The organism is Mesorhizobium sp. CA10 (assembly GCF_020165285.1).
Lineage (GTDB): Bacteria > Pseudomonadota > Alphaproteobacteria > Rhizobiales > Rhizobiaceae > Mesorhizobium.
The window spans coordinates 541468-566577 of record NZ_JAIUHV010000001.1 but is presented as its reverse complement, the minus strand read 5'-3'; the positions used below and the strand labels follow the sequence as shown (position 1 = coordinate 566577).

Here is a 25110-nt window from a genome sequence, read left to right as displayed (position 1 = left end):
TGTCGTGGCACGCCCAAGTTTTTTGTGAATCGGTCTTGTGCGACTGTCTGATTTCTGCCATAAAAAATTTAGGACAGTAGTGCTGTCTTATTTTGTCGCACAAAACAGGCCGGACTGGCGTATCATCGCTGCCATTCCGGCCATTGTCGCGAGCGGCGGGTAGACGGCCCGGCTCTGGCCTGTACGATACCGGATGCGAACCGGGCGTATAGCCGTTTGGTTCGGTGGATTTCGCGAGACGTGCAGCAACATGAAGGGGAAGCATCATGCTTCCCAAGGCAAACCAGCGTCCTGAGACAATCGGGGCCAAGGTGGAGAACGGAGGATAGGACGATGACGGAACTGACGCCATCTGCGATCAACGGCCAGGCCGCGCAGACGAAAGCGGCAGCCGTTAAAAATACCGTCCTGACCAAAGGGCTGCGAACCGCCAACGGCATGACCGCGCAGGGCCTCTATGATCCGCGCAACGAGCACGACGCCTGCGGCGTCGGCTTCATCGCCAACATGAAGGGCTTGAAGTCGCACCAGATCGTCGAGGACGGTCTGGCGATGCTGGAAAACCTCACCCATCGCGGCGCCGTCGGCGCCGATCCGCTGGTCGGCGACGGCGCCGGCGTGCTGGTGCAGATTCCGGACGCTTTCTTCCGCGAGGAAATGGCGGTCGTGGGCGTCGAACTGCCGCCGGCCGGTCAATACGGCGTAGGCCATTGGTTCATGCCACAAGACGCGGCGCTGCGCGCCCATATCGAAGAGATCATCGCCGAATCGGCGCAGTCGGAAGGGCTGCCGCTTATCGGCTTCCGCGACGTGCCGGTCGACAATTCGTCGCTGTCGAAGGCGCCGGACATCGTGGCGTCCGAGCCGTTCCATCGGCAGGTGTTCATCGGCCGCACGGCCGACATCACGGACGACGAGGAGTACGAGGCGCGGCTCTACCTGCTGCGCAAGGTGATCTCGGGCCGCATATATGCCGAAAACGACAACAAGGACATCGGCGCCTATTGCGTGTCGCTGTCGGCGCGCACCATCGTCTACAAGGGCATGTTCCTGGCCTATCAGGTCGGCGCTTATTACAAGGACCTCAAGGATCCACGTTTCGAGACGGCGCTGATCCTCGTCCACCAGCGCTTCTCGACCAACACCTTCCCGTCATGGAAGCTGGCGCATCCCTATCGCATGGTCGCGCATAACGGCGAGATCAACACCGTGCGCGGCAACAACAACTGGATGGCGGCGCGCCAGGCCTCGGTCGATTCCGAGCTGTTCGGCAACAACATCTCGAAGCTCTGGCCGATCTCCTATGAAGGCCAGTCGGACACGGCGTGCTTCGACAACGCGCTCGAATTCCTGTTCCAGGGTGGCTATTCGCTCACCCACGCCATGATGATGCTGATCCCGGAAGCCTGGGCCGGCAACAAGCTCATGGACGCCGACCGCAAGGCTTTCTACGAGTACCATGCGGCGCTGATGGAGCCGTGGGACGGACCGGCGGCGGTGGTCTTCACCGACGGCCGCCAGATCGGCGCCACGCTCGACCGCAACGGCCTGCGCCCGGCGCGCTACATCGTCACCGACGACGACCGCGTCATCATGGCGTCGGAAGCCGGCGCGCTGCCGGTGCCGGAGGAAAAGATCGTGCAGAAGTGGCGGCTGCAGCCCGGCCGCATGCTGCTGATCGACCTCGCCAAGGGCCGCATCGTCTCCGACGAGGAGATCAAGTCGGAGATCGCGACAAGGCACCCCTACAAGACCTGGCTCGCCAACACGCAGCTCATCCTGGAAGATCTGAAGCCAGTCGAGCCGCGCGCGCTGCGCAAGGATGTCAGCCTGCTCGATCGCCAGCAGTCCTTCGGCTACACGCAGGAAGACACCAAGCTTCTGATGGCGCCGATGGCAACCACCGGCCAGGAAGCGGTGGGTTCGATGGGCACCGACACGCCGATCTCGGCGATGTCGGACAAGTCGAAGCTGCTCTACACCTATTTCAAGCAGAATTTCGCCCAGGTCACCAACCCGCCGATCGACCCGATCCGCGAGGAGCTGGTGATGAGCCTGGTGTCGTTCATCGGGCCACGGCCGAACATCTTCGACCTGGTCGGCACGTCGCGCCGCAAGCGGCTCGAGGTGCGCCAGCCGATCTTGACCAATGGCGATCTGGAGAAGATCCGCTCGATCGGCCACACCGAGGATAGGTTCGACACCAAGACGATCGACATCACCTACGGCTCGAACGAGGGCGCCGCCGGCATGCAAGGCGCTATCGACCGGCTCTGCGAGCGCGCGGAGGCGGCGGTCGCCGGCGGCTACAACATCATCATCCTGTCCGACCGCCAGGTCGGCCCGGACCGCATCGCGATCCCATCGCTGCTGGCGACGGCGGCCGTGCATCATCACCTGATCCGCAAGGGCCTGCGCACCGCGGTCGGCCTCGTGGTGGAATCCGGCGAGCCGCGCGAGGTGCATCATTTCTGCTGCCTGGCAGGCTACGGCGCCGAGGCGATCAATCCCTATCTCGCCTTCGACACGCTGCTCGACATGCACAAGCGTGGCGAGCTGCCGGAAGAGGTCGACGAGTACGAGGTGGTCTCGCGCTACATCAAGTCGATCGGCAAGGGCATCCTCAAGGTGATGTCCAAGATGGGCATCTCGACCTACCAGTCCTATTGCGGCGCGCAGATCTTCGACGCCATCGGGCTGAAGTCAGACTTCGTCGAGAAGTATTTCACCGGCACGGCGACGCTGATCGAAGGCGTCGGCCTGGACGAGATCGCCACCGAGACGCTCAGCCGCCACAGCGATGCCTTCGGCAGCGATCCGGTGCTGCGCAACAATCTCGAGGTTGGCGGCGAGTACATGTTCCGCATGCGCGGCGAGGCGCATATGTGGTCGCCCGATGCCGTCGCCAGCCTGCAGCACGCCGTGCGGCAGGGCTCCTGGGACACGTTCAAGGACTATTCGGCGCAGATCGACAGCGCGACCGCGCGCGCGCAGACCATTCGCGGCCTGTTCAAGATCAGAACAGCGGAAGAGACCGGCCGCAAGAAGGTCGCGATCGAGGACGTCATGCCGGCGGCCGAGATCGTCAAGCGCTTCTCGACCGGGGCGATGTCGTTCGGCTCGATCTCCAGGGAAGCGCACACCACGCTGGCGCGCGCCATGAACGCCATCGGCGGCAAGTCCAACACCGGCGAGGGCGGCGAAGAGGCCGACCGCTACCTGCCGCTGCCCGGCGGCGGCAAGAACCCGGAACGCTCGGCGATCAAGCAGGTCGCGTCGGGCCGCTTCGGCGTCACGGCGGAATATCTGGTCAATTCCGACGTCATGCAGATCAAGGTGGCGCAGGGTGCCAAGCCCGGCGAGGGCGGCCAGCTGCCCGGACACAAGGTCGACGCGACCATCGCCAAGGTCAGGCACTCGACGCCCGGCGTCGGCCTGATCTCGCCGCCGCCGCATCACGACATCTATTCGATCGAGGATCTGGCGCAGCTGATCTACGATCTGAAGAACGTCAATCCGGCGGCCGATGTCTCGGTCAAGCTGGTGTCGGAGGTCGGCGTCGGCACGGTCGCGGCGGGCGTCGCCAAGGCGCGCGCCGACCACATCACCATCTCGGGCTATGACGGCGGCACCGGCGCTTCGCCGCTGACCTCGCTCAAGCACGCCGGCAGCCCGTGGGAAATGGGCCTTGCCGAAACGCATCAGACGCTGGTGCTCAACGGCTTGCGCTCGCGCGTCGCGCTGCAGGTCGATGGCGGCCTGCGCACCGGGCGCGACGTCATCATCGGCGCGCTGCTCGGCGCCGACGAGTTCGGCTTCTCGACCGCGCCGCTGATCGCGGCCGGCTGCATCATGATGCGCAAGTGCCACCTCAACACCTGCCCGGTCGGCGTGGCGACGCAGGACCCGGTGCTGCGCAAGCGCTTCAAGGGCACGCCGGAGCACGTCATCAACTTCTTCTTCTATGTGGCGGAAGAGGTGCGGGCGCTGCTTGCCGACATGGGCTTCACCCATATCGACCAGATCATCGGCGACACCGATCTCCTGGAAAAGCGCGACGTCATCCAACACTGGAAGGCGCGCGGGCTCGACTTCTCGAAGATGTTCTTCAAGCCGGACGCGCCGCACGAGGCGCTGCACTGGACCGAGCGGCAGAAGCATCCAATCGACGACGTGCTCGACCGCAAGCTGATCGAGCTGGCGAAGCCGGCGCTGGACGCCAAGCAGCCGGTCACCATCGAGCTGCCGATCCGCAATGTCGACCGATCTGTCGGCGCCATGCTGTCGGGCGAAGTCGCCAAGCGTTTCAAGCACAAGGGCCTGCGCGAGGACACGATCAAGGTGAAGCTGACCGGCACCGCCGGCCAGTCCTTCGCCGCCTTCCTGGCGCGCGGCGTCTCCTTCGAGCTGGTCGGCGCCGGCAACGACTATGTCGGCAAGGGCCTGTCGGGCGGCCGCATCGTTATCCGGCCGCCGCAAGAGGCCAAGATCGTCGCGGCGGACTCGATCATCGTCGGCAACACGGTGCTCTACGGCGCCACCGAAGGCGAGGCCTATTTCGCCGGGGTCGCCGGCGAGCGTTTCGCGGTGCGCAATTCCGGCGTGGCGGCCGTCGTCGAAGGGGTCGGCGACCACGGCTGCGAATACATGACCGGCGGCATCGTCGTCGTGCTCGGCAAGACCGGGCGCAACTTCGCAGCCGGCATGTCGGGCGGCGTCGCCTATGTGCTGGATGAGAAGGGCGACTTCGCCGAGCGCTGCAATATGGCGATGGTCGAGCTGGAGCCGGTTCCGGAAGAGGACGACCTGATGGAGAAGCTGCTCCATCACGGCGGCGACCTCGACCACAAGGGCCGCGTCGACGTCTCCGGCGACATGACCAGCCATGACGAGGAGCGGCTTTACCAGCTGATCTCCAACCACGTGCATTTCACCGGTTCGGTGCGCGGCCGCGAGATCCTCGACGACTGGCAGAATTTTAGGCCGAAATTCCGGAAAATCATGCCGGTGGAATATCGCCGCGCACTGATCGAGATGGAACGCATGCGCATGAGCGTGGCGGCGGAATAGTTTCGGGCATGGCCGGAAAGATGACTTTCCGGCCGGCATCCTCACCAACAATCCTGACCTCGGAACGAAGGTTGCCATGGCAGCCTTATGGGGTTAACGGGTGCGCTGCAAAAAGCGTGCCTTCGGACAGCAGGGACTGGACTATGGGCAAGGTAACAGGCTTTCTCGAGATCGACCGGCAGGTGCACAAGTACCAGCCGGCCTCCGACCGCATCCGGCATTTCCGCGAATTCACGCTGCCGATGTCTGACAAGGAGGTTGAGAAACAGGCCGCGCGTTGCATGGATTGCGGCATTCCGTTCTGCCACGGGCCGACCGGCTGCCCGATCCACAACCAGATCCCGGACTGGAACGACCTCGTCTACAATGGCGACTGGGACAACGCGATCCGCAACCTGCACTCGACCAACAATTTCCCGGAGTTCACCGGCCGCATCTGCCCCGCGCCTTGCGAGGAAGCCTGCACGCTGAACCTCGAGGACATTCCGGTCGCCATCAAGACGGTCGAGCAGGCGATCGCCGACAAGGCTTATGAGACCGGTCACATCCGGCCCTATCCGCCGGAAAGGAAGACCGGCAAGCGGGTTGCCGTCATCGGCTCCGGCCCGGCCGGCATGGCGGCGGCGCAGCAACTCGGCCGCGCCGGCCATGACGTGCATGTCTATGAGCGCGAGAGCCGCCCCGGCGGGCTGATGCGCTACGGCATACCGGACTTCAAGATCGAGAAGCACTATATCGACCGGCGCATCGAGCAGATGCAGGGCGAGGGGGTGACCTTCCATTGCGGCGTCAATGTCGGCGTCGACATGAAAGCGGCCGATCTGCTCGGGGAATTCGACGCCGTGCTCTATTGCGGCGGTTCGGAGACGCCGCGTCCGGCCGGCATTCCGGGCAGCGATCTCAGCGGCGTCTATGACGCTATGCCCTATCTGGTGCAGCAGAACCGCCGCGTCGGCGGCGAGCCGATCCAGTCGGTGGCCTGGCCCTCGCACCCGATCATTGCCGGTGGCCAGCATGTCGTCGTCGTCGGCGGCGGCGACACCGCGTCCGACTGCATCGGCACCGCCTTCCGCCAGGGCGCGGTGCGCGTGACGCAACTCGACATCCGTCCGCAGCCGCCGGAGAAGGAAGACAAGCTTGCCGTCTGGCCCTACTGGGCGACGAAAATGCGCACGTCCTCCTCGCAGGCCGAGGGCGCCGAGCGCGAATTCCAGGTGGCGACGCTCGAGTTCATCGGCGAGGAAGGCCAGCTGACCGGTGTTCGCTGCTGCGAGGTCGACGACAAGCGCAAGCCGATCGCCGGCAGCGAGTTCGTCATCCGCGCCGATCTCGCCTTCATCGCCATCGGCTTCGCCGGTCCGGCGGGCGACAGCCTGATGAAGGAGCTTGACGGCAAGATCAAAGTCGTCACCGACAGCCGCCGCTCGAACAATGTCGAGGCCAACGATCGCGACTACAGAACCAGTGTCGACAAGCTCTATGCGGCGGGCGACGTGCGCCGCGGCCAGTCGCTGGTGGTGTGGGCCATCCGTGAGGGCCGCCAGGCGGCGCGCTCGATCGACGAGGCGCTGATGGGATCGACGGTGCTGCCGCGGTAAGGCTTCAAAGCACTCAGCCGTTAGACCATGATGGCGTTTCGTTGAATCGCCATCACGGTCTAACTCTTTGTTGGAGCATGATCTTTATCCGAAAACCGGTTCCCACTTCTCGGGATCATGCTCTAGCTTCTTGAAGCGCCTAACTGACCAGCAGCTTTACCGCCCAGTAGAGGCCGATGGCCATCTGGACCGCGAACGCGGAAAATCGAGCCTTGACCGCGTTTGGACTTGTCGACGCCAGATGAATGGCCGACTGGATTAGCCGCGCGGCAATAAACCAGTATGCAAGTGGGTCGGTGATCCCCGTCCGCGAAGTCATCATGGCCACGCCCATGAGGCCACCGAATATCGGGAGTCCCTCAATGCAATTGGCGTGGGCTCGCGCAAGCCGCTGCAAAAAGGGCGAAAGACCTGCGTTATCCGGCGTGAAGCCATTTGCCGGGATGCGCCCACTCACCACAAGATGGGTGCGCAGGATCTCCATCCATACAAGCAGGAGGAGGGTCCAAGTTACGAAGCCAAGCAAGGCATAGCCCGTCGCCGACATGTTCGCCCCCTGTAATCCCAGCCGAATAGAACAATGCCATTGTTCGGCCTGGCGTGAAATCGCTTTCGCGCAGGACGATCTAAGGGTGATCTCCTTAACGGATATCCCGACGAATCCGATGGACGTCGATTACGGGCTGGCGGGCGCGGGGTCCGACTCGACAGCTGCTGTCGCCGGCTGCGTCTTCGGCGGCCACGAAAAATCGTCGGCGCGGCCCGGCGAGGCGGCGGGCACCTTGCCTTCGACGATCAGTTTTTCGCCTGGCAGGTTCGGATCGGCCCTGGCCGGCTGCGCGGCGCCGAGCAGCTCGGTGCCGCCGTCGAGCGCCGGGTCGCCGAGAAGCATCGGCGCGGTGCGGTCGACGATGACGGGCGCCGCGGCCGGCTTCGGCGCCTCGACCGGAGCGCCGGCCGGCGCCGACACGGTCGTGACGCTTCCCGGCGCCGCCAAGCCCAGGATCTTCGCCAGCGGCTTTTCCGTATAGAAGGCGAGCTTGCGCTTGCCGGCCTTGGTGACGTTGATGCCATCATCGGAACGCAGGCGAACAGGCTGGCCGTTGATGTCCGGGCCGGAGGTGACGAAAGCGCCGTTCTCGTCGACGAAGCCGTCCCAGACGTCGACGAATTCGCCGCCATGCTTTTCGGCGACCGAATGGTAGATGTCGTTGAAGGCGAGCATGTCCGAGTTCATCTTCGACACACCGAAAGCCGGCATGCCGACCCACAGGAACGGCACCTTGGTGTCCTGGATGGCCTTGCCGAGCGCATCGGCGCGGCGCTCGTATTCCTTGGTCCAGTTCTCCGAGCGCGGCTGCTCGCGCACCTCGCCGACCCGCATCTGCTGGCGGTCATTGGAGCCCAGCATGACGATCACGGCCGACGGCTTCTCGGTCTCGATCAACGACTTGATCTCGACCGGCCAGTTATAGAAATCGTCGCGAACGAAGCCCGACGACCCGTTGGCGCGGGCGACAATCCTGACGGCAGGATTGTCGGCAAAGGCGGTGTCCAGGCCCTCGGCCAGCCCGCCCGCCAGAAAATCGCCGACCACCAGCACGACATGGGCGTCGTTCGTCTTCTCGACGATCGGCGTTTCCGGCTCGGCCGGCGGGCGCGGCTTGGATTTCTTCTTTGGTTTCGGCCTTGATTTCTGGATTTCGAACGGTGGCTCGACGCGTTCGCTGCGGCGCGGGAACAGAAGGTCACGCAACGACCAGCCGCGGCTTTCCTCCTGCGCGAATGCCGGTGCGTGGAAAGCGCCCGCGGCAGTGACGACGAGCACGGCCAGGGCGAGAAACAGGATCGGCGCCCGGCGAATGCCCTGCCTGATACGCGCAACCGAAACCAAACACCTCTCCATCCCTTGGCGCATGACCGAAAGACGTGGGAAAGTCATGCGCAAGCCGAAGCGCTACAGCATCCTTGCCGTCTTTGAGAGGATGCTGGCGCTTCCCCAGGCTTTACTGCTTGCGGAGCCATTTGAGCACTTCCAGGCTCGGATAGCCATCCTGGTTCAAGCCAACCTTGGCCTGGTAGGCCATGATGGCGGCTTTCGAGCCGTCGCCGATCTTGCCGTCGAACTTGCCGTCATAGTAGCCGTGATCTGAAAGCCGCTTCTGCAGTTCCTGCCGTTCCTCGAAGCTGAGCTTGGTGAAAGGCCGCTGCCAGTCCTGCACCAGGCCGGTGCCGCCGGCGATCTCGTCGGCCAGAAGGCCCACGGCCAAAGCGTATTTGTCGGCGTTGTTGTAGGCCTTGATGACGGAGAAATTCCTGATCATCAGGAAGGCGGGTCCACCCCGGCCGTCCGGCACTTTCAACGTCGCCTTGTCGGTCAGGTTCTTGAACGGCTTGCCGCTGGCCCTGACGACGCCGAGCGCCTGCCATTGGGCGATCGTCTTTACGCCGCCGGGCAATTTGCCGGCCGGTATGGAGACCTCATAGCCCCAGGTCTTGCCGGCCTGCCAGCCGTTCTTCTTGAGCAGATTGGCGGAGGTCGCCAGCGCGTCGGGGATCGAACTCCAGATGTCTCGCTTGCCATTGCCGTCCATGTCGACCGCATAGCGCTGGTAGCTGGTCGGGATGAATTGGGTCTGGCCCATCGCGCCTGCCCAGGAGCCCATCAGATGGCTTTCATCGATGTCGCCGGTCTGCAGGATCTTCAAGGCCGCGATCAGTTGGGTGCGGGCATATTTCGACCGCTTCGGATCGCCATAGGCAAGCGTCGCCAGCGAGCGGACGACGTTGCGCATGATGTCGTCGCGCTTGAGCGTCTCGCCATAGTTCGATTCCATCGACCAGATGGCCAAAAGGATGTTGCGGTCGACACCGAACCGCGCCTCGATCCGATCGAGCCACGGCCTCCATTTCTTCGCCATCGCCTGGCCGTTGGCGACTGCCTGGTCGTGCACGCGGTTGTCGAAATAGTCCCAGGCGGGCGCGGTGAATTCCGGCTGGGTGCGGGCCTTTTCCAGCACGACCGGGTCGGGCTCGATGCCTCTCATGGACTGATCGTAGACCGCCCCCGAAACGCCGCCCGCCACCGCGGTTGCGCGGAAATCCGAGACCCACTGGCGGAATCCGGCATCGGCGAAAGCGGGTCCGGCGGGCATCAGCAAGGCCAGCGTGAGGCCGGCGGCCGTCGCCAGTGCCGTCAGGCGCCTCGCGGTGTTGCGAACGGACATCATTTCCTCCTTCGTCAAATCAGGAAGATCATTCAACGCCGAACCGGGTTAGCATTTGGTTTACCATAGGTCCCGCGGGGAACGAAAAGAGGTGTCGCGGCTTTTAGTTCTCACGTTCACTGCTCGCCCTTAATCCAACATTCCGGCGTGAAAATGATTTCCGTCGGGAAATGTTTGGGGGATTGCGGAGCGTGCCGCCGAGCGGATAATTGGCTGAAACGCAGGGGGTGTCAGCATGAAGCGCGTTCGCAAGGCAGTTTTCCCGGTCGCCGGCCTCGGCACGCGGTTTCTTCCGGCCACCAAGGCCATCCCGAAGGAAATGCTGACCGTCGTCGACCGGCCGGTCATCCAATATGTGGTCGATGAGGCACGCGAGGCCGGCATCGAGCATTTCATCTTCGTGACCGGACGCAACAAGGCGGTCATCGAGGACCATTTCGACGTCCAGTTCGAGCTGTATGACACGCTTGCCCAGCGCGGCAAGGACGATCAGCTCGCCCGCCTGCAGCGGCTTCAGCCGGCGCCGGGACAGACGAGCTTCACGCGCCAGCAGGTGCCGATGGGCCTTGGCCACGCCGTCTGGTGCGCCCGCGAGCTGGTCGGCGAGGAGCCGTTCGCCTTGCTTCTGCCGGACATGATCATGCAGTCGGAAAAGAGCTGCATGAAGGACATGGTCGAACTCTATGCCGAGACCGGCAACAACATCATCGCCGTGCAGGAATGCGATCCGGCCGAGGCGCATAAATACGGCATCGTCGGCCGCGGCGAGGACGCGCATCACGGCTTCCGCATCACCGGCATGGTGGAGAAGCCGAAACAGGGGACCGCGCCCTCCAATCTTTACATCAACGGCCGCTACATCCTGCAGCCGGAAATCTTCGGCATCCTGGAGAGCCAGGAGCGTGGCGCCGGCAACGAGATTCAGCTGACCGACGCGATGCTGAAGCTGGAGAAAGAGCAGCCCTTCTACGGCTATCACTACAAGGGGCGCACGTTCGATTGCGGCTCGCCGGAAGGTTTCGTCGAGGCCAATGTCGCCTTCGCGCTCTGGCGTAGCGACATGAACGGAAGCATGGCCGGCGTCATCCGCACGCTGCTGGACGAGGTGCGGCCGGTAGAGCGGCGCGGCGCCGCGTCTTAGCCTATGCCGATATTCAGGTGAGGCCGGTCTGCGAACGGCAGTTTCCTGCGCTTCCGGTGCTCACGTACTTTGAGTACGCTCCGCTCCGGTTCTCGGAAGCCACCGTTCTCGACTCGGCCTGACCTGAATCTCGGCATAGGCTTGGCGGTTGCTGCCCTTCAGCGCTGGACCTTCAGGCCGAGATAGACACTGTTGGTCGTATAGTCTCGGCCAGGCAGATTGCTGGTCAGCTTCTCCGTCCTTACCCTGGTGGTGACCCCGGCATAGCGGTTCAACCACCAGGTCAGCCCGGCCTCAGCGCTCACGATCAAATCGTGGCCGTCGGAGCCGGTGTAATCGCGCCAGTCGAGGCCGAGCGCCGAGTTCGCCGTCAGATTGGCGCGGATCTGGCGCTCGCCGGTCAGACGGCCGGAGTAGAGGATATCGCCGCTCTCATTAGCCGTTGTGGTTGTTTCGACCCTGGTCTTGCCGGTCAGGCCAATCGTAGTGCCGCGCTCGGGCGACCATTTGAGGTCGGCATCGATGCTCGGACCCGCTACCGCCGGAAGGCGGTTGTCGTCGATCGCCTCGCGCAGCCAGCCGACGGAAAATTCGCCGGACAGCTTCTCGCCCATGTCGAGCTCGAGCCCGGCGCGCGCGCCAAGCCTGGTCGAGGATCGCTCGAAGCCGTCGGTGTCGACGCGCAGGTCATAGAGGCGCCGCCCGGCCTCGACTTCCGTGAACGGCGTCAGCGCCGGCGAAATCTCGTAACCGGTGCGCAAGGTCGCGGTATAGAGCGTGGAGTCGCGATCCTTCTGCGAAACGGTGGTGCCGTCGGAGAGTTCGGCATCGCCGTAGAAATCATGCGAGACCGCGCCGGTCAGCGCGTAGCGCATCTTGCCGACACTCTTTTCGAGACCGAGGCTGCCGTCGACGGTCTGGCGCAGCGGCTGTTGGGTGACACCGGCGATCGCATCCGCCGAGGAGGCCGATTCTGGCGCGGCCTCATAGCCCAGTTTGGCGATGGCGCGCAGCTCGTTGTCGAGGTCGACATTGAGCTGGCCCTCGATACGGCCCTGCGCGTCGTTGATCTTCTGGCCAGAGACGGTGTTGCGGAACTGGCCGTAGCCGGTAATCGAAGCCGAATTCTCGCGCCAGTCGGAGGTCGCGGTGAAGCGCAGCGCCGTCTCGGACAGAACCGCCGATTTGCCGGTGCTGCTGGAATCGGCATTGGAGGTCGCGGTGAAGCCCTGCTCGAGCGTCGGCCGGAAGAGAAAGGTGCCGACCTTGATGCCCGGCGCGGCGAAGGGATCCTCCTCCGGCTTGACTTTCAGGCCTTCTATGGAGGCGGTGCGCTCCTGACCGGGGTCCAGCTTCTGCTTGTCGACGCTGTCGATGGTGACGGCACGGCGGTTGCTGCCGTCATTGTCGTCGGTGGCGGTGGCGTCGGTCCGGTTGCCTGTGCCGGCGGTTGCGGCGGTGGTCGTGCTGTCCGTCGCTTCGCCGGTTTTCTTCTTGGCCTTTTTCTTGTCGGCGGTCTTGGCGCCGGCCTTGGCGTCCTGAGCACGCTGCTTTGCCGTCCAAGGTCGGCGGGGTTTTACCAGAGCCTTCGTGTCGGTCAATGGATCGTCCGTTGCCTGCGGCTGATCGAAGATGCTGTCCGTCGCGCCCGCCGTCTGATCGTCATCGGGAACGGCGCCGGGGCTTGACGGCTGATAGGTCGTCGATGCCGTGTCCTGGACGGCAGCGGCGGCGGGCGGGGTCTGACCCTGCGATCCCCGCGCCCGCAACTGCCTGGCCTTGCGCTGCTGGTCGGCGAGTATGGCCGATTCGGAGACCTCGCCGCGCAGCTCGGTTTCCTGCGAGAATGCCGGCGCGGGATGCAGCAAGGCTAGCGCGCTTGCCGTCAGCAGCAGTGCTGCAAGGGCAAGGCCGCTTCGGCCGATTTTCGTTTCAGACTGGCCCCCGGACATCGTCACCACTGCTTGCGCGGCGCGGTTGCGCCATACTTACCGAACCGTAAATGCGGATGGTTAACGGAGGGTTGAGAGAGCCGCCTCAGAGATCCCCAATCGGAGGTTGAAGGCAATTCCGTTGGACAGGGGCGCGGCAAAGCGCTAATCGCTTGCGCCATGCATGCGGGGTCCCCAGAGAGAAAGCAGCCGGACAGGCAGGCCGTGATCGAATCGGCGCTGAGAACGGTGGCGACGGAGCAGACCGGCGTGGCGGCCCTGGCCGCCGCGCTCGCAAACGGGCTGACCGAGCCTTTTGCCGCCGCGATCGACCTGATCTCGCGGATCGAGGGCCGCGTCATCGTCACCGGCGTCGGCAAGAGCGGCCATATCGGCGCCAAGATCGCCGCGACGCTTGCCTCGACCGGCACGCCAGCCTTTTTCGTCCATCCCGCCGAGGCCAATCACGGCGATCTCGGCATGATCGCCAAGGACGACGCCATCATCGCCATGTCGTGGTCGGGCGAAAGCAAGGAATTGATGGGCATCGTCGCCTATTCGAGGCGTTTTTCCATCCCGCTGATCGCCATTACTTCCGGCGAGAGCTCGGCGCTGGCGCGTGCGGCCGATGTGGTCTTGCTGCTGCCGGTCGTGCCCGAGGCTTGTCCGCACGGGCTGGCTCCGACGACATCAACGCTTCTCCAACTCGTATTGGGCGACGCGTTGGCCATCGCTCTGCTCGAAGCGCGGGGCTTCACGCCGGATCACTTCCGGACCTTGCACCCCGGCGGGCAGCTTGGCGCCAATCTGACCCTGGTGTCGGAGATCATGCGGACCGGCGATCAGGTGCCGCTCGCCCTGCTCGGCACCAAGATGCCGGAAGCGGTGATGACGCTGTCGCAGAAGAAAGTCGGGTGCGTCTGCATCGTCGATACGAGCGGCAAACTGGTCGGGATCGTGACCGACGGCGACGTTGCACGCAATCTGCATCGCAATCTGGCCGACGTGACCGTCGATGAGGTCATGACCCGCACGCCCAAGACGATCGATCCGCAGACGCTGGCGGGCACGGCGATCGCCATGCTCAACGAGCACAATATCGGCGCGCTGGTCGTGACCAAAGACAAAATGCCGGTGGGCGTAGTTCACTTCCACGACCTGCTGCGCATTGGCGCAGCCTAGCCACGCACTTTTCCAGGAATTGCCTTAGTCTCAGCCCGTCCGATACCTGTCTCGGGTCAGGCCGCCTCGACCGTCAGTTCCAGGTCGGTGTCGGCGGCGCCGACAACGCGCACTTGCGTGCCGGCAGGGAGGTCAGGACCGGAAACGCGCCACAGCGTGTCGCCGAGCTTGATGCGGCCGCGGCCGTCCTTGATCGGCTCGGCCAGCGTCGCCAGCTTGCCCACCATCTGCGCGCCGCGGCGGTTGAGCAGCGGCTGGTCGGCATCGTCGTGGCGGGCGGCCATCAGTTTCTTGCCGACGAAAGCCGAGATCAGCGACAGGATCAGGAACGCCAGCACCTGCACCTGCCAGGTCCAGAAAGCGGCGTCCCATATCGCCAGCGACACGGCGCCGACGATGAGCGCGGCGATGCCGATCCACAGCATGAAGACGCCCGGCGCGACGATCTCCATCACCAGGAGCACGAAGCCCAGAACCATCCAGTTCCACGGGCCGAGTTCGGAAACGATACGGTCGAACATGGGAGCAGCCTCCTATGATCTCAGGTTTCGTTCGGCCGAACCAGCGGCGGGCGTGCGGCCTGCCGCTGCGCGCCGGCCGTACCTTCACTCCTGAAAACTTCCTTGGCGATCTCGCCGATGCCGCCGAGCGTTCCGATCAACGACGAGGCTTCAAGCGGCATCAGCACCACCTTGCTGTTCGTGGCCGAGCCGATCCTGGTCAACGCCTCGGTATATTTCTGGGCGATGAAGTAGTTGAGCGCCTGCACGTCGCCCTTGGCGATGGCTTCCGACACGACTTGCGTCGCCTTGGCCTCCGCTTCGGCCGAGCGCTCGCGCGCCTCGGCGTCGCGGAAGGCTGCTTCCCTGCGGCCCTCGGCCTCGAGGATCTGCGATTGCTTGAGGCCTTCGGCGGCCAGGATCTGGGCGCGCTTGTTGCGCTCGGCCGTCATCTGGCGGCCCATAGATTCGATCAGATTGGCCGGCGGATTGATGTCCTTGATCTCGACGCGGGTGATCTTGATGCCCCACGGATGCGCCGCCTCGTCGACGACGCGCAACAGGCGCTCGTTGATGGCGTCGCGATTGGACAGCAATTCGTCGAGGTCCATCGAGCCCATGACGGTACGGATGTTGGTCATGGTCAGGTTGAGAATGGCGTTCTGCAGCCCGGCCACCTGATAAGCGGCCTGCGCGGCATTGAGGATCTGGTAGAAGGCGATGCCGTCGACACCGACGATGGCGTTGTCGCGGGTGATGATCTCCTGCGTCGGCACGTCGAGCACCTGCTCCATCATATTCATCTTGGCGCCGACGCGCTCGAAGATGGGGTTGATGATGTTCAGGCCAGGCGTCAGCGTCTTGGTGTACCGGCCGAAGCGTTCCACCGTGTAATTATAGCCTTGCGGCACCGTCTTGATGCCTTTGAAAAGAAGGATGATGACCAGGAAGACAAGAACAATGATGGCAATATCGAAACCGCTGAAGCCCATTTCGTTTCTCCCTCAAAAGGCGGCGACCTCACGGAATCACTTAAGTGTGTTTCCGCAGCGTTACAATCAGGTGATCGGGAATATTGGTTAGCGAAGGCTTTTGCGCACCGGTTTCGAGCCTGTCGGTGAAACCGGTCACACCCAGCCGGAAAGCTCGCGCCGGGCCAGCGCTTCGATGACCGCCATGCCCTCGGCGCTGTCGTTGAGGCAGGGGATGTGCGCAAAATTCTCGCCGCCGGCGTGATGGAAGGTTTCGGCCGCCTCGCGGCCGATTTCGTCCAGCGTCTCGATGCAGTCGACGGAGAAACCGGGATTGACAATGGCGATCGATTTCACGCCGTCCTTGGCCAGTTTCTCGACCGTGACATCGGTGTAAGGCTGCAGCCATTCCTGCGCGCCGAAACGCGACTGGAAGGTGGCGATGAGCTTCTTCTCGTCCCAGCCGAGCCTTGCCCGCAGCAGCCGCGTGGTCTCCAGGCAATGCGTCCCGTAGGGATCGCCCTTGTCGGAATAGGGCTTGGGGATGCCGTGATAGGAGGCGATCACCACCTCCGGCACGAAGTCGAGGGTCGCCAGGTGCTGCTCGATCGAACGCGCAAGCGCGTCGATATAGACCGGTTCGTCATAATAGGGCGGCACGCTGCGGATCGCCGGCGCGCGCCTGATCTTCATCAGCGCGCGAAACAGCTGGTCGTTGGCGGTCGCCGTCGTCGTCGCCGAATATTGCGGATAGAGCGGAAAGGTGAGGATGCGGTCGCAGCCCTGGTCGACCAGCTTCTGAGTGACGCTTGCCGTCGAGGGATTGCCGTAGCGCATCGCCCAGTCGACCACCACATCGGGCAGGTCGGTAAGTGCGGCGGCCAGCTTCTGACCTTGAGCGCGGGTGAAAGTGCGCAGCGGCGACTCGTTCATCTCCCGGTTCCAGATACGGGCGTAGTTGGCGCCGGATTTTTTCGGCCGGGTCGTCAGCACCAGTCCATACAGGATCGGATACCAGATCGCCTTGTTGAGCTCGATGACGCGCGGATCGGAGAGGAATTCGCGCAGGTAGCGCCACATCGGCCTGAAGTCCGTGCCGTCGGGCGTGCCGAGATTGACCAGCATGACGCCGATCTTGCCTGGTCTGACCGGCGCGGCATGCGCCGGCGGCAGGCCGACGGCCTTTGCGGCTTTGGCATCGGTGGGGTTGGCAATGGTCATCAACAGTCTCCGGTAGCGCCGCGGAACCTAGCGATGCCCTGCCGGTTTTCAATGCTGCGTCTGGCCGCACCCTATCGCGTCAGGACCTCAAAAAGGAACACCCGCCCGGTTGCCCGAGCGGGTGCCATGCTTTCCGGATGACCGGTTACTTCGCGGCCGGCGGGATGGTCAGCGTCGCGCCGAGCGGCAGGCGCCGCGGCTTATAATCCTTATTGGCTTCGGAGATGAGCTTCCACTTGGTTGCGTCGCCATAGGCTTTCTTGGCCAGGTCCCAATAGGTATCGCCGGCGGCGATGGTGTGGCTGGTCTCGGCCGGTTTCGCTTCGGCCTGCGTTGCCTGCGCCGGCTTGGCCGGCTCGGCTGCGGGAGCAGGCGTTGCCGGGGCGGTCTCGGCGGGCTTTGCCGGTTCCGCGGCCGGCGCCGCGGGCGCGGTCTCGGCAGGTTTCGCGGTCTCGGTGGCCGCGGCCGGAGCGGTTTCGGTAGAAACGGCCGGCGGCGTGCCGGCAATGTCGCTGGAACCGGAAGGCGGAGCCGGCATGGCGGGTTCGCCGCTTGCTGGCGACGTCTCGGCTGGTTTTGCTGCCCCGTTCGCAGGTGCCTGGGTGGCGGGAGCGGTCTCGGCAGGCTTCGCCGGTTCCGCAGGCTTGGCCGGCTCGGCCGCCGTCGCCGTTGCCGCAAGCTCGGTGATGCGGCCGTCGAGCTTCGGCGTGTAGGGACGGTGGGCGCCGAGATAGTCGGCCACCACCTGCTCCAGGCCTGGGCCGTAGTCATAGGCGTCGGTCGCCTTGTCGGCGAAAACCTTGTAGCCGTCGCCGCCCTGGCGGACGTAGTTGTTGGTGGCGACGAGGTACTGCTTGTCCGGGCTGATCGGCGCCCAGGCGCCGTTCTCCATCACCTCGACCGATTTGACGCGGCCGGCATTGGGCGCGACGGATCTGTCGAAGGAATATTTGATGCCGGCAACCTGCGGGAAGCGGCCGGCGCCGTCCTCGATCTGGCTGAGGCCGTTTTCAAGGCCCGCAACCAGGTCCTTGCCCGAGATCTTGAAAGTGGCCAGCGTGTTCTGGAAGGGCAGCACGGTCAGCACCTCGCCCATAGTCACCGTGCCCTGGTCGATCGAGGCGCGCAGGCCGCCGCCGTTCGAGATGACGATTTCGACGCCCTGGCCCTTGGCGCGCTCGAGAATGGCGTCGGAGACGAGATTGCCCATCTCGCATTCGCGCGCGCGGCAATTCTCGCGGCTGCCGTCGATGGCCTTGGTGGTCTCGGCCACCTCCTTGTTCTTCAGCGCCTCGATCGGCGCGCCGAGCTCCTTGATGCGGGCAAGAACGGCGGGATCGGGGGTGATCGACTTGTCGAGATAGATCGGCGCGCCGCTCGCCTCCTTGACGACGCCGTTGTCGTCGAACACGACCTTGAACTCGCCGAGATATTTCGAATAGGACGCCGCCTGCACCACCGGTACCTTGTAACCGTCGGGGTTGTCGACCATCGTCGGGTACGGTCCCTCGGCCTTCGGATCGGTGTTCGACAGAAGGGTGTGGCTGTGGCCGCCGACCACCACGTCGACACCCGGAATTTTCGCTATGACGTCGCGCTCGCGCCTGTAGCCGATATGGGTGACCGCGATGATCTTGTTGATGCCTTGTGCCTTGAGCTTCTCGACCTCGGCCGTGATCGACTTGACATCGTCGGCGATGGCGATGTTCGGGCCGGGCGACGCGAGTTCCGGCGTGTCGTTGGTGACGGCGCCGACGATGCCGATCTTCTGGCCACCGACCTCGACGACGATCGAAGGCTTGATCTTGTCCTTGGCGCCGGACTTGTCGTTGGGCACGACATTGGCGCTGACGATCGGGAATTTCGCCTTGTCGAGATAGGGAACCAGCGCGGTCTCGCCGTCGTCGAACTCGTGGTTGCCGAGCGTTACCGCGTCGGGCTTGATCTGATTGAGGAATTCCTCTTCCGCCGCACCCTTGTAGGTGATGTAGAACAGCGATCCCTGGAAGCTGTCGCCGGCATTGAGCAGCAGCAGGTTCTGGCCTTCGAGCTTCTTGCGCTCCTGAGCGATCGCCGTGATCAGCCGGCCGGCGCCGCCGATGCATTCGCCCTTGGTCTCTTCATCGGCGGAGCAGGTCGACTCGTATTTGTTGTTGCCTTCGATGCGGCTGTGCCAATCGTTGAAATGCAGGATGTTCAGCGTGTAGTCGGCAAAAGACGCGCCTGCCGACAGGCCGAGCGCCGATGCCGACAGGGCTAGGATCGCGGCAATCTTCTTCATCTTCGTCTCCCGGATAAGCTGACTTCGAATATGCTTAGCGCCCTCGCTTGACTGGAAAATAACAGTCAGCTCCGGTCATGTTCACATCGGGTTCCGGTCGATGCAAGCACAAATCAGGGAGATGTTTGCCGGCACAAAAAAGGACGGCGGCTTGCGCCGCCGGCCCTGTCGGCTGACGATTTGCGAACGCTCAAGCTCGGCGCGTCAGCACGAAATTCTGGCCGCTGGCGCTGGTGCAATTGAGTTGGCTGATGGAGACCATCAGGCAGTTGAAGCTGACCGGCGTCTGGCGGATCAGCGAGGTGCCGTGGATCTCGACCGAGGTCGCTCCGGTCATGGTGTAGCTGCCTTCCGACAGCTTCTGGCCGGTGTCGGTGGCGACGGTGGTGAAGCTGCCGGCCGCGAAGGTCGACAGGCCGGTGCCCTTGGCGTCGATCCAGTTGCCCTCGACGCCCTTCGGCGCCGCCATCGAAGGCTGGTCCGCGGGGCCGGTGGTGGTGCAGGCGGCCGCAGCCAGAAGGCTTGCCGCGGCGCCTGCCGAAAGCAGTTTGCGCGCAATGGTCATTTTGAAAATCCTCTCCTCAGTCCGCCGATACTCATTCGCCCGATTTCCGGGCGATTGCAAGGCGCAGAGGGAGAGCGTCTCCACCGTTTCGCGGAAACGGCGAACCGCTCTATCCACTTGTTTTCACACAAATCCGGACGGAAAACCGTTTCACACTTTTCCTCGAATTGCTCCGGTAGGTCCGGCTGCTATCGGACCAGAATGTTGCGGAACTGCCACGGGTCGTCCTTGTCCAGGTCCTCGGGGAAGAGACCCGGCCGGTTATCCAGCGGCGTCCAGTCGGTGTAGTAGCCCCTGACCGGCCCGAGATAGGGAAGTTGCACTTCGAGGCAGCGCCGGTAGTCCATCTCGTCGGCCTCGACGATGCCGGCGGTCGGGTTCTCCAGCGCCCAGACCATGCCGGCGAGCACAGCCGAGGTCACCTGCAGGCCGGTGGCGTTCTGGTAGGGGGCGAGCTTGCGCGCCTCGGCCAGCGACAGCTGCGAGCCGTACCAGTAGGCGTTCTTGTCGTGGCCGTAGAGCAGCACGCCGAGCTCGTCGACGCCGTCGACCAATTCGTTCTCGTCGAGCACGTGGTGGACGGGCTGCGACTTGCCGGCGGCGCCGAACATCTCGTCCAGCGACAGCATGGCGTCGTTGCAGGGATGGTAGGCGTAGTGGCAGGTCGGGCGATACTGGACCTTGCCCTTTTTCGAGGGCACGGTGAAGAAGTCGGCGATCGAGATCGACTCGTTGTGCGTCACCAGCAGGCCGTATTGCGGGCCGGGCGTCGGGCACCAGCTGCGCACGCGCGTGTTGGCGCCGGGCTGTTCCAGATAGATTGCCGCCTTGGAGCCGTGCTTGTGCTTCTTGCCGTTCTTCGGCATCCAGTTTTCATGCGTGCCCCAGCCGAGCTCGGCCGGCTGCAGGCCCTCCGAGATGAAGCCTTCGACCGACCAGGTGTTCCAGAACACGTTCATCGGCTTCGGCTTCTTCGTGCGCTGGGTGTCGCGCTCGGCGATATGGATGCCCTTGACGCCGGCCTTCTTCATAAGCCTGGCCCAGGCCTCGCGATCCTCCTGCGCGGGCTCGGAAAACTCGAGACCGAGATCGGTGGCGAGGTTGACCAGCGCCTTCTTGACGAACCACGAGACCATGCCGGGATTGGCGCCGCAGGTCGAGACCGCCGTCGGGCCGCCGGGCTTGTCTTGCTTTTCCTTGATCATCGCCTCGCGCAGCGCATAGTTGGTGCGGCTGGCATTGTCGGCCTCGGTGTCGAAATAGAAGCCGAGCCAAGGCTCGACGACGGTGTCGATGTAGAGCACGCCGAGCTTGCGGCACAATTTCATCAGGTCCACCGAGCCGGTGTCGACCGACAGGTTGACGCAAAAGCCCTGGCCGCCGCCATTGGTCAGAAGCGGCGTCAGCAGCTTCTTGTAATTCTTCTCGGTCACCGCGTCCTGCATGAAGGCGATGCCGCGCTCGTCGAGCAGCTTGCGGTCGGTGTCGCGCGGGTCGATGACCGTCATGCGCGACTTGTCGAACTTGAAATGGCGCTCGATCAGCGGCAGCGTTCCCCGTCCGATCGAGCCGAAGCCGATCATCACGACAGGGCCGGTGATTTCACCGTAAACGGGCCAGTTTTCGTTCGCCATTTTTTCGCACACTCCTTCAAACACGCGCAAAACCGGGGCCTTTTGCCCGACGGCCAAGCGCTACAACCACAGATCATTGTCATAAACCAGCGAAAAGCACCAACCGCCGGCCAGGCCCGGCTGGCACCTTGGTTAAGGCGTGCAGGCCATGCCGCTGAGGAATTCGACCAGCCGGTCGCGGTCCGCGGTCAGGCCCTTATAGTCGAGTTGTTGCTGATCCAGGGCCAGGAGCTGCTCCGCGAAGGAGACGGCGAGGGCTGCCCGGTCAGGATGGCGAACGAGCAGCTTGAGCGGATCGAGATGGATGCGGATGGTGAAGAGGATGTCGCGCGACAGGGGAAGCTTGCGCAGCGTCTGGCGTTCGACGCGGATGAAGGCGTGGGCTTTGATGTTGCCGTCGGCGAAGCGGCTCGGGCGGTTCGTGGCGCGGTCGATGCGTTCGACATTGGAGAGCGGATGATAGAGCGCATCGCCGGCCTGGATCGACCAGTTGAAGCGCTCGACCGCCTGGCCCTGCAGGCCGTCGAACATGCGGTTGATGAGCTCGGCCGGCCGCGTGCCGGGCCCGAATCCAGGCACCGGTTTGTGAATCTCCTGCAATGGCTTGCCGAATTTTTCCTGCAGCGACCAGGACGAAGGGAAGCAGAGCGAGCCGGCGGCGAGCCGCCAGCCGTGCTCGCCGCGGCGCATCAGGATCAGATCTTCCTGGACGAGCAGCGAAGCCTTGGCCAGCGGCGCCTCGCGCAGGGCAGGAGGCAGCCTGTCGCTTGCCGTCTCGAAACCGATCGGCTCGACATCCTCTCCGTTGCGACGATGCGTGCCGGGATGCGCGGCTTCGAGATGTGCGACGAGCAGGTCCAGCACTTCGCGCTGAGCCTCGCTTGTGCCGTCTTCCTCGACAAAGACCTTTTCCGGGATTTCCCCATAGAGCCGTTGCTTCTCGGCCAGATGCGGCAGCAGCAATTCATCGACCTCGATCCAGCGGTCGAAGTCGAGCGGCTTCAGCCCGATGGTGAAGAGTTTCGAGGACCCGTCATAGGGCGTGTGGGTCGGCTGGCGGATGATCATGCCTGTTTGGGTGCTATCCAGTTTATGTCTCCGGCGCGGTCAGCCAAGCCGCGCCGGGATCAGCCCGCGCAGCGAGTTGCCGACGAAGATCGCCTTCGCCGCCTTCAGATCGTCGAAGCTGTAGATCGCTTCCACGGCGCGGCCTTCGTCCAGAAGCGCGCCGCGCAATATTCCAGGCAAAAGGCCGCAGTCGAGCCGCGGCGTGGCAAGCGGGCCGTCGCCGAAGTCGGCGAAGAGATTGGTGATCGTGCCCTCGCAGAGCTCGCCGCGCTCGTTGGCCAAAAGCACTTCGTCGGCGCGGGTGGCGAGATATTCGGCGCGCGCCTGCGCGTAGACCTGGCGCAGGCTTGTCTTGTGGCGCAACAGCGTGTTGGCCGAATCGAGACGGATCCGCGCCAGCTGCAGGCGCCAGACCTTGTCGGCGGGCAGCGGTTCATAGACTTGAGCCGCGGCCGTCGCTTCGCCATTGCGCTGCAAGGCAAGACGCACGCGCAAGGCAAGCTTGTTCCCGCCGACGGCGTTTGAAAGCACTTCGCCGATCCGTTCAGGATCGCAGACGAAGCCGAGTTCGGCGGCGGACGCATAAAGTCTCGCAAGGTGGCGCTCGAAGCGCAGGAAGCCCGACCCAGGCTCCCAGCGCATGGTCTCGATCAGCTCGAAGCCGGCACCGTTCCTGTCGCGAAGCGGGCTTTCAACAGGCACTCCCGATACTCCTCCTCGGCGGTGGAATCGAAGACGACGCCGCCGCCGACATTGTAGACGGCCTCGCCGTCGGCAAAGAGCGAGATGGTGCGGATCGCCACCGAAAAGCGCATCCTGCCACCCGGCGCGATCCAGCCGATGGCGCCGCAATAGACGTCTCGCGGCGCATCTTCCAGCTCATGCAGGATTTCCATGGCGCGGATTTTCGGCGCGCCGGTGATCGAGCCGCAGGGGAAGAGCGCGGCGAAGACCTGGCGGATGCCGATGTCGGGCAAAAGCCGCGCCCGCACGCGGCTGACCATCTGGTGCACCGTCGGATAGGTCTCGATGCGGAACAGTTCCGGCACGTCGAGCGTGCCGACTTGGCTGATCAGCGAGATGTCGTTGCGCAGAAGGTCGACGATCATCCGGTTCTCGGCCTGGTTCTTCTCGTCGTTGCGCAGGAAGGCCTTCAGCCGGGCGTCTTCGGCCTTGGTCGCGCCGCGCGGCGCGGTGCCTTTCATCGGATGCGTCTCGATCATGCCGTCGGCATCGATCTCGAAGAACAGTTCGGGCGAGCGCGACAGGACGATCGGATCGCCGAGCGAGACCAGCGCGCCGTATTTCACCGGCTGGCGTTCGGTGAGCGCGTCGAAGGCCGCAAGCGGATCTCCGGACCACTGCGCACGGACCGGAAAGGTGAGGTTGCCCTGATAGGAATCGCCCTTGCGGATGTGGTTGTGAAGTCGCGCGAAACGGCCGGCATAGTCCTCGGCCGACCAGGCTGCGCGGGCATCGAAGATTGGACCATTGCTGGCTGACGCCTGTGACTGCGGGACCTCCTCCTCGTCCGGCGCATCGAATACGCCGAGGCAAACCAACGGCGCGCGGCGGCCATCGGGCAGCAGCGGCACCAGTTTCGGCTCGAGCAGGTAACCTGCTTCGTAGGAGAAATAGCCCGCCAGCCATTTGCCGGAGTCGGAGGCGGCCTGGGCCCTTTCAAGCGCAGGCCCGAACTCTTCAGCCTCGTGCGCGACGATGATCTCATCCGGCCGATCGAAGACCAGCTGACGAGCGGTCGCGTCGTTGCGGAAAATGGCTGCGGGCAGGGACATGAGCCTCGGATGCGGACAATTCAGCCGACCGCTCTATATGGGGGTTCGGCGTGGCGCAATCGAGGGAACGGCGTCGAACGGCGTAAAGGCGGCTGGGCCAAAACAAAGACGGCGCCCGTGAGGACGCCGCCTTGCTTCAACAAGCGGATTGTTCAGCTGTTGCTTGCGGTTCCGGCCGTCGGGAACTGGCGGGCGAATTCGGCCTCGTTGCCGGCGGCCAGCAATTTCGCCTGCTCGATCCACTTTTCACGGGCGATGCGGCCGTCGAAATTGAGCACCTCCTCGATGCGTTTGACGTCGGCGGCGGTCCAGGCGGCGATCTGGGCGTAGGTGGTGACGCCCTGGCCTTTGAGCAGCCTTTCGTTGACCGGACCGATACCGATGAGGCGGCGCAGATTGTCGGCCTTGCCGGGCGCTGCCGCCTTCTTTGCCGCGGGCGCTGCCGCCTTCTTCGGCGCGGCGGCTTTGGCCGCCGGCTTCGGTGCCGCTGCAGTCTTCGTTGCGGTCGGCTTCTTTGCAGCGGCGGGCTTTGCGGGCCCGGCCTTTGCCGCCGCCGATGTCGTCGACATCAGCGCCGACGGCGCCGGCGTGGCGGCCTTGTCGGCACCGGCCTTGGCGGAAGGCGTATCGCGCAGCCGGCTTTCGAGATCGGCGCGGGCACGGCCGCTGGCGTCGAGCTCGCCCTTCAACCGATCGCTGTCGGCGCGCAGCCTGTCGCGCTCGCTCCGCGTGCGGTCGAGATCGCCACGCACGCTGTCGAGCTCGCCGCGCAGACGGCCCCAGATGAACCAGCCGACCAGGATACCCACAACGAACGCCAGGAGCATGTAGAAAAAAGTGCTCATTTCCCTCTCCAGTCCGATCTGTCGGCCGAGGCCCGGAAATGCGAGCTCACGGCAGGGATCGTCAAAGGTTCCGTGATCGG

The 25110-nt window shown here is 64.1% G+C and carries 18 protein-coding genes; 4 read left to right on the top strand and 14 right to left on the bottom strand.

Features of this window, described 5'->3' with window-relative positions:
• Positions 1 to 333 precede the first annotated feature (333 nt).
• A complete protein-coding gene (gene gltB / locus LB535_RS02655) occupies positions 334 to 5070 on the top strand; it encodes a glutamate synthase large subunit (RefSeq protein WP_224631057.1) in 4737 nt (1578 codons plus the stop codon).
• Between the two features lie 143 nt (positions 5071 to 5213).
• The gene (locus tag LB535_RS02650) at positions 5214 to 6668 is read left to right on the top strand and encodes a glutamate synthase subunit beta (protein WP_224631056.1); all 1455 of its coding nucleotides are present in this window, start codon (positions 5214 to 5216) and stop codon (positions 6666 to 6668) included.
• Positions 6669 to 6807: 139 nt separating this feature from the next.
• Here LB535_RS02650 and LB535_RS02645 read toward each other — a convergent pair whose 3' ends face one another.
• The 3 genes from LB535_RS02645 to LB535_RS02635 form a co-directional block, all read right to left on the bottom strand.
• Entirely contained in the window at positions 6808 to 7215 is a 408-nt protein-coding gene (locus LB535_RS02645; RefSeq protein WP_140725473.1) for an MAPEG family protein, read from the bottom strand.
• A 129-nt stretch (positions 7216 to 7344) separates the two neighbouring features.
• Positions 7345 to 8562, bottom strand: a complete 1218-nt coding sequence (locus tag LB535_RS02640) for a DUF459 domain-containing protein (protein ID WP_224631055.1) — start codon at positions 8560 to 8562, stop codon at positions 7345 to 7347.
• A 112-nt stretch (positions 8563 to 8674) separates the two neighbouring features.
• A complete protein-coding gene (locus tag LB535_RS02635) occupies positions 8675 to 9895 on the bottom strand; it encodes a lytic murein transglycosylase (protein ID WP_224631054.1) in 1221 nt (406 codons plus the stop codon).
• 235 nt (positions 9896 to 10130) lie between these two features.
• On the opposite strand from LB535_RS02635, the gene galU reads away from it, so the two are divergent.
• Positions 10131 to 11036, top strand: coding sequence for a UTP--glucose-1-phosphate uridylyltransferase GalU (galU, locus tag LB535_RS02630; protein WP_224631053.1), 906 nt, complete (start codon positions 10131 to 10133; stop codon positions 11034 to 11036).
• Between the two features lie 158 nt (positions 11037 to 11194).
• Here the strand turns inward: galU and LB535_RS02625 are convergent, their stop codons facing one another.
• Positions 11195 to 12988 carry an outer membrane beta-barrel protein gene (locus LB535_RS02625; protein ID WP_224631052.1) on the bottom strand — a complete coding sequence of 598 codons (1794 nt, stop codon included), beginning with the start codon at positions 12986 to 12988 and terminating at the stop codon, positions 11195 to 11197.
• A gap of 159 nt (positions 12989 to 13147) precedes the next feature.
• Between LB535_RS02625 and LB535_RS02620 the strand changes: the two genes are divergently transcribed.
• The gene (locus tag LB535_RS02620) at positions 13148 to 14149 is read left to right on the top strand and encodes an SIS domain-containing protein (RefSeq protein WP_224524194.1); all 1002 of its coding nucleotides are present in this window, start codon (positions 13148 to 13150) and stop codon (positions 14147 to 14149) included.
• 56 nt (positions 14150 to 14205) lie between these two features.
• Here LB535_RS02620 and LB535_RS02615 read toward each other — a convergent pair whose 3' ends face one another.
• From LB535_RS02615 to LB535_RS02570, 10 genes are all read right to left on the bottom strand, one after another.
• Positions 14206 to 14670 carry an NfeD family protein gene (locus LB535_RS02615; RefSeq protein WP_224631051.1) on the bottom strand — a complete coding sequence of 155 codons (465 nt, stop codon included), beginning with the start codon at positions 14668 to 14670 and terminating at the stop codon, positions 14206 to 14208.
• A gap of 20 nt (positions 14671 to 14690) precedes the next feature.
• The gene (locus LB535_RS02610) at positions 14691 to 15641 is read right to left on the bottom strand and encodes an SPFH domain-containing protein (protein ID WP_224543403.1); all 951 of its coding nucleotides are present in this window, start codon (positions 15639 to 15641) and stop codon (positions 14691 to 14693) included.
• A gap of 135 nt (positions 15642 to 15776) precedes the next feature.
• Positions 15777 to 16841: a ferrochelatase gene (hemH, locus tag LB535_RS02605; protein WP_224631050.1), complete on the bottom strand. Its 1065-nt coding sequence runs from the start codon at positions 16839 to 16841 to the stop codon at positions 15777 to 15779.
• Between the two features lie 145 nt (positions 16842 to 16986).
• Complete coding sequence (locus tag LB535_RS02600) at positions 16987 to 19122, bottom strand: bifunctional metallophosphatase/5'-nucleotidase (protein WP_224631049.1); 2136 nt, start codon at positions 19120 to 19122, stop codon at positions 16987 to 16989.
• A 190-nt stretch (positions 19123 to 19312) separates the two neighbouring features.
• Positions 19313 to 19687, bottom strand: a complete 375-nt coding sequence (locus LB535_RS02595; protein WP_095766333.1) for a hypothetical protein — start codon at positions 19685 to 19687, stop codon at positions 19313 to 19315.
• A gap of 188 nt (positions 19688 to 19875) precedes the next feature.
• Positions 19876 to 21321 (bottom strand): homospermidine synthase, encoded by a 1446-nt coding sequence (locus LB535_RS02590; protein ID WP_224631048.1) that lies wholly within the window; start codon positions 21319 to 21321, stop codon positions 19876 to 19878.
• Positions 21322 to 21453: 132 nt separating this feature from the next.
• Positions 21454 to 22389, bottom strand: coding sequence for a heme-dependent oxidative N-demethylase family protein (locus tag LB535_RS02585; protein ID WP_224631047.1), 936 nt, complete (start codon positions 22387 to 22389; stop codon positions 21454 to 21456).
• Between the two features lie 39 nt (positions 22390 to 22428).
• Complete coding sequence (locus LB535_RS02580) at positions 22429 to 23091, bottom strand: aminotransferase class IV family protein (protein ID WP_224631046.1); 663 nt, start codon at positions 23089 to 23091, stop codon at positions 22429 to 22431.
• The gene (locus tag LB535_RS02575) at positions 23040 to 24185 is read right to left on the bottom strand and encodes an aminodeoxychorismate synthase component I (protein WP_224631045.1); all 1146 of its coding nucleotides are present in this window, start codon (positions 24183 to 24185) and stop codon (positions 23040 to 23042) included. Before LB535_RS02575 ends, LB535_RS02580 begins: the two co-directional genes overlap by 52 nt.
• Before the next feature lie 152 nt (positions 24186 to 24337).
• A complete protein-coding gene (locus tag LB535_RS02570) occupies positions 24338 to 25030 on the bottom strand; it encodes a proton-conducting membrane transporter (protein ID WP_224631044.1) in 693 nt (230 codons plus the stop codon).
• Positions 25031 to 25110 lie beyond the last annotated feature (80 nt).

Coding starts and splice junctions, on each gene's coding strand:
- gltB (WP_224631057.1), top strand. CDS start 334: ATGACGGAACTGACGCCATCTGCGATCAACGGCCAGGCCGCGCAGACG.
- LB535_RS02650 (WP_224631056.1), top strand. CDS start 5,214: ATGGGCAAGGTAACAGGCTTTCTCGAGATCGACCGGCAGGTGCACAAG.
- LB535_RS02645 (WP_140725473.1), bottom strand. CDS start 7,215: ATGTCGGCGACGGGCTATGCCTTGCTTGGCTTCGTAACTTGGACCCTC.
- LB535_RS02635 (WP_224631054.1), bottom strand. CDS start 9,895: ATGTCCGTTCGCAACACCGCGAGGCGCCTGACGGCACTGGCGACGGCC.
- galU (WP_224631053.1), top strand. CDS start 10,131: ATGAAGCGCGTTCGCAAGGCAGTTTTCCCGGTCGCCGGCCTCGGCACG.
- LB535_RS02625 (WP_224631052.1), bottom strand. CDS start 12,988: ATGTCCGGGGGCCAGTCTGAAACGAAAATCGGCCGAAGCGGCCTTGCC.
- LB535_RS02620 (WP_224524194.1), top strand. CDS start 13,148: ATGCATGCGGGGTCCCCAGAGAGAAAGCAGCCGGACAGGCAGGCCGTG.
- LB535_RS02615 (WP_224631051.1), bottom strand. CDS start 14,670: ATGTTCGACCGTATCGTTTCCGAACTCGGCCCGTGGAACTGGATGGTT.
- LB535_RS02610 (WP_224543403.1), bottom strand. CDS start 15,641: ATGGGCTTCAGCGGTTTCGATATTGCCATCATTGTTCTTGTCTTCCTG.
- hemH (WP_224631050.1), bottom strand. CDS start 16,841: ATGACCATTGCCAACCCCACCGATGCCAAAGCCGCAAAGGCCGTCGGC.
- LB535_RS02600 (WP_224631049.1), bottom strand. CDS start 19,122: ATGAAGAAGATTGCCGCGATCCTAGCCCTGTCGGCATCGGCGCTCGGC.
- LB535_RS02595 (WP_095766333.1), bottom strand. CDS start 19,687: ATGACCATTGCGCGCAAACTGCTTTCGGCAGGCGCCGCGGCAAGCCTT.
- LB535_RS02590 (WP_224631048.1), bottom strand. CDS start 21,321: ATGGCGAACGAAAACTGGCCCGTTTACGGTGAAATCACCGGCCCTGTC.
- LB535_RS02585 (WP_224631047.1), bottom strand. CDS start 22,389: ATGATCATCCGCCAGCCGACCCACACGCCCTATGACGGGTCCTCGAAA.
- LB535_RS02575 (WP_224631045.1), bottom strand. CDS start 24,185: ATGTCCCTGCCCGCAGCCATTTTCCGCAACGACGCGACCGCTCGTCAG.
- LB535_RS02570 (WP_224631044.1), bottom strand. CDS start 25,030: ATGAGCACTTTTTTCTACATGCTCCTGGCGTTCGTTGTGGGTATCCTG.